This window comes from Leucothrix pacifica (assembly GCF_003172875.1).
Lineage (GTDB): Bacteria > Pseudomonadota > Gammaproteobacteria > Thiotrichales > Thiotrichaceae > Leucothrix > Leucothrix pacifica.
The window spans coordinates 3023-6024 of the sequence record NZ_QGKM01000137.1 but is presented as its reverse complement, the minus strand read 5'-3'; the positions used below and the strand labels follow the sequence as shown (position 1 = coordinate 6024).

Here is a 3002-nt window from a genome sequence, read left to right as displayed (position 1 = left end):
CGGCTTTCCGTATTGTTGCAGATAGCTTTTGTGAGCATAAAGCGCGAAGCGTAATTGATGAAACGGTTGCACAACATAGTCGGCTTCCTCTGGCTTGGGGCCTGCTCTTAATGCCACATGTGCCTCACCATACTCAAGGCGCGCCAAACGATTTTCTGCCATGACATGCAAAGTGACTTTAGGGTAAGCCGTGCGAAACTGACTGATAGCAGGCATGATCAATGGCACAAACCCCGATAGACAGGTCAAAATCAAATCACCGGAGAACTGGCTATTTCTTCCGTGATTACGCCCCGCCAATTCCGCAAACATCTCCTCAACCCGACCGGCTGTTTCTAACAAATCACGTCCGGCATCCGTTGGTGTATAACCCCGGGCATGTCGCTGAAACAGCTTGGTTTCCAGTATCTGCTCCAGCGTTTCGATATGCCGATTCACGGTTGCACGGTGTACATCCAAAGCATCTGCTGCTGCGCTAATCGTTCCCAATTTTGCCACTAAATAAGCACTGCGCATCTCAGTCCATTTATCCATTACTTAGTGATGACTCCCGCTTACTTGACACATATATGCGCATCACCTGCGCCATTATCGATCTTTAGTATCATATCCGCACAGTTTAAAATAGCCCACAACATAACAAACAATCTATTGAGTAGACACCATGAAAATTCTCGCCTTCGCTGCCAGTAACAGCAAAACCTCAATCAATAAACAGCTTGTTCAGGCTGCTATTGCTGAATTCAAAAATGGCATTCAAGCTGACGTTGAAGCAGAGGTAATCGACCTGAATGACTTTGAGATGCCGCTCTACCGCCCTGATCGTGAAACGGATAATGGCATTCCTGATGAAGCAAAACGTTTTTACCAAAAGATCGGTGAAGCTGATGCGCTGTTGATTTCATTTCCTGAGCACAATGGCACTTACAGTGCGGCATATAAGAACCTGTTCGACTGGACATCACGCATTGATATGAAGGTTTATCAAGATAAGCCAGCACTACTATTGGCAAGCTCTCCGGGTAAAGGTGGTGCGGTAAATGTATTAAAAACAGCGACTGATAGCGCGCCATACTTTGGAATGGACGTTAGAGGTAGCTTGTCTGTGCCTTCGTTTTACGACAACTTCGATATAGAAAACGGCGTGATCACCAATACTGAGATTCGTGATGTATTGATTCAGCTGCTTAGTCAACTGAAATAACGACTCAGGTTAGCTCTCTTGCACGCGTGGAGAGAGTGAAGCAAGCAGAGTCCACTACTTTATTGAAGTGGTTGGACTCTACCCAAGGATATAACGAACCAAGCCTACTTATCTTAATAAGGCGGCAACTTCTCAAGCCACCCTAACCCTGCATCCGTCGTGGTGCGGGGTTTATACTCAGCCCCAATATAACCGTCATATCCCAACTCACTAATCGCCGCTAGCACCACCTGATAATTCACTTCACCCTGATCTGGCTCACCGCGATCCGGCACACCCGCAATCTGAATATGCCCAATATAAGGCATGGCTTTTTCCAACCGCTTAATCAAATCACCCTGCATAATCTGTATGTGATAACAGTCAAACATGACTTTGATATTATCGCAGCCAACCGCTTTAACCGTCTCAATCGCGGCATCAATATTTGATAAATGATAGCCCGGTGCATCGCGCAGGTTCAGTGGTTCGATGAGAATGGTCTGCTGGTATTGTGCGGCTTTTTCACAGGCGTATTTGAGATTGCTTCGGAAAGTATTTTCAGCTTCCTCGCCACCATCAGTAAAACCCGCCATGACATGAATTTTCTCACAGCCAATGACATCAGCGTATTCACAAGCCTGATCAATATACTGACGTGCCTCTGCTTCTCTGCCAGTTACCGCAGACAAGCCATTTTCACCCCCAGCCACATCACCACGGAAGGTGTTTAAACCAAGCATGGTCAGGCCCGTTTCCTGCAAAGCGCTATTGATCTCTGAAGTATCATAGTCATAAGGCCAATGACATTCCACCGCTTCAAAACCTGCTTTTTTAGCGGCACGAATCGCATCTGGAAGGGATAACTCACTCCAGAGAAAACCTAAATTAGCTGAATACTTAATCATCAATCCCACTCCACATTAAAGTGTGTCACAACATCCTGAATCTGTTCTGGCGTCAACATTTTAGGCTCGAATCCGCGCATCATCATCGCCAGCTTTGCCGTTTCTTCCAGCTCCTCGATGGCATATACCGCGGCCTCTAGTTCTTTAGCCGCTACCACAGGCCCGTGATTCGCCAGCATCACCGCACTGCGCTTACCTGCTAATCCACGCACCGCATCGCCCATGGCAGGGTCACCNNACCACCTTGCCCAAACGCATGATGGAGTAAGCGGTTAATGGCGGCAGAAAATTATCAGGGTCAACCTCTGGCATCATGGACAAGGCAACGGAGTGACAGGAATGTAAATGCACCACCGCACCAGCCGTTGAGCGCGTGTCATAAAAGGCATTGTGCAGAGCAATTTCTTTGGTCGGTTTATCACCACTAAGGAACTGACCATCACCGCTAAATTTACTGAGTTTTTCAGGGTCGAGTGCGCCAAATGATGAGCCAGTAGGTGAAATCAACAAACCACCATCCGCTGTTCTTGCGGAAATATTGCCGCTGCTGCCACCGGTTAATCCACGATCAAACAATGACTTGGCGTATTGGCACATATCATCTCTAAGCTTGGTATCGCTCATTACGAGTCTCCCAAAATCGCAGCGGCTTTTTTGAAGTAATCCTCAGCACCAAAGTTGCCGGATTTCAAAGCAATCACCAGATTCTCACTAGCCCGTAACGCCGGTACACCCGGATCAATCTCAACACCAATCTCCAGAGTTTGCAGCTCTAAGCCTTCCACTACCGCACCGGAGGTTTCCCCACCTGCGACTAATAATCGGGTCACGCCATCCGCGACTAACACTTTGGCAGTCTCAGCAAAGAAACTCTCCAACGCTTCAGCAGCAGCTTCGCGACCAAAACGTGC

The 3002-nt window shown here is 47.8% G+C and carries 6 protein-coding genes; 1 reads left to right on the top strand and 5 read right to left on the bottom strand.

All coding sequences use genetic code 11. The features are described 5' to 3' along the window. Positions 1-534, bottom strand: a 534-nt coding sequence (locus DKW60_RS23365; protein ID WP_146203567.1) for a LysR family transcriptional regulator, incomplete at its 3' end; no start/stop codon positions are given. Positions 535-664: 130 nt separating this feature from the next. On the opposite strand from DKW60_RS23365, the gene DKW60_RS23360 reads away from it, so the two are divergent. Further along, positions 665-1204 (top strand): NADPH-dependent FMN reductase, encoded by a 540-nt coding sequence (locus tag DKW60_RS23360; RefSeq protein ID WP_109840042.1) that lies wholly within the window; start codon positions 665-667, stop codon positions 1202-1204. Between the two features lie 113 nt (positions 1205-1317). On the opposite strand, the gene DKW60_RS23355 is transcribed toward DKW60_RS23360, so the two are convergent. The 4 genes from DKW60_RS23355 to DKW60_RS23345 form a co-directional block, all read right to left on the bottom strand. Next, complete coding sequence (locus DKW60_RS23355; RefSeq protein WP_109840041.1) at positions 1318-2091, bottom strand: hydroxypyruvate isomerase family protein; 774 nt, start codon at positions 2089-2091, stop codon at positions 1318-1320. After that, positions 2091-2315: a class II aldolase/adducin family protein gene (locus tag DKW60_RS24570; RefSeq protein ID WP_281271885.1), complete on the bottom strand. Its 225-nt coding sequence runs from the start codon at positions 2313-2315 to the stop codon at positions 2091-2093. Before DKW60_RS24570 ends, DKW60_RS23355 begins: the two co-directional genes overlap by 1 nt. Before the next feature lie 7 nt (positions 2316-2322). Further along, entirely contained in the window at positions 2323-2688 is a 366-nt protein-coding gene (locus DKW60_RS24565; RefSeq protein ID WP_425451376.1) for a class II aldolase/adducin family protein, read from the bottom strand. A 26-nt stretch (positions 2689-2714) separates the two neighbouring features. Next, positions 2715-3002: nucleotide-binding domain containing protein (locus DKW60_RS23345; RefSeq protein WP_281271884.1), on the bottom strand; the 288-nt coding region annotated here is incomplete at its 5' end.

Excerpts from the sequence above, each read along its gene's own strand:
- DKW60_RS23360 (WP_109840042.1), top strand. The coding sequence starts at position 665 with ATGAAAATTCTCGCCTTCGCTGCCAGTAACAGCAAAACCTCAATCAAT.
- DKW60_RS23355 (WP_109840041.1), bottom strand. The coding sequence starts at position 2,091 with ATGATTAAGTATTCAGCTAATTTAGGTTTTCTCTGGAGTGAGTTATCC.
- DKW60_RS24570 (WP_281271885.1), bottom strand. The coding sequence starts at position 2,315 with ATGGGCGATGCGGTGCGTGGATTAGCAGGTAAGCGCAGTGCGGTGATG.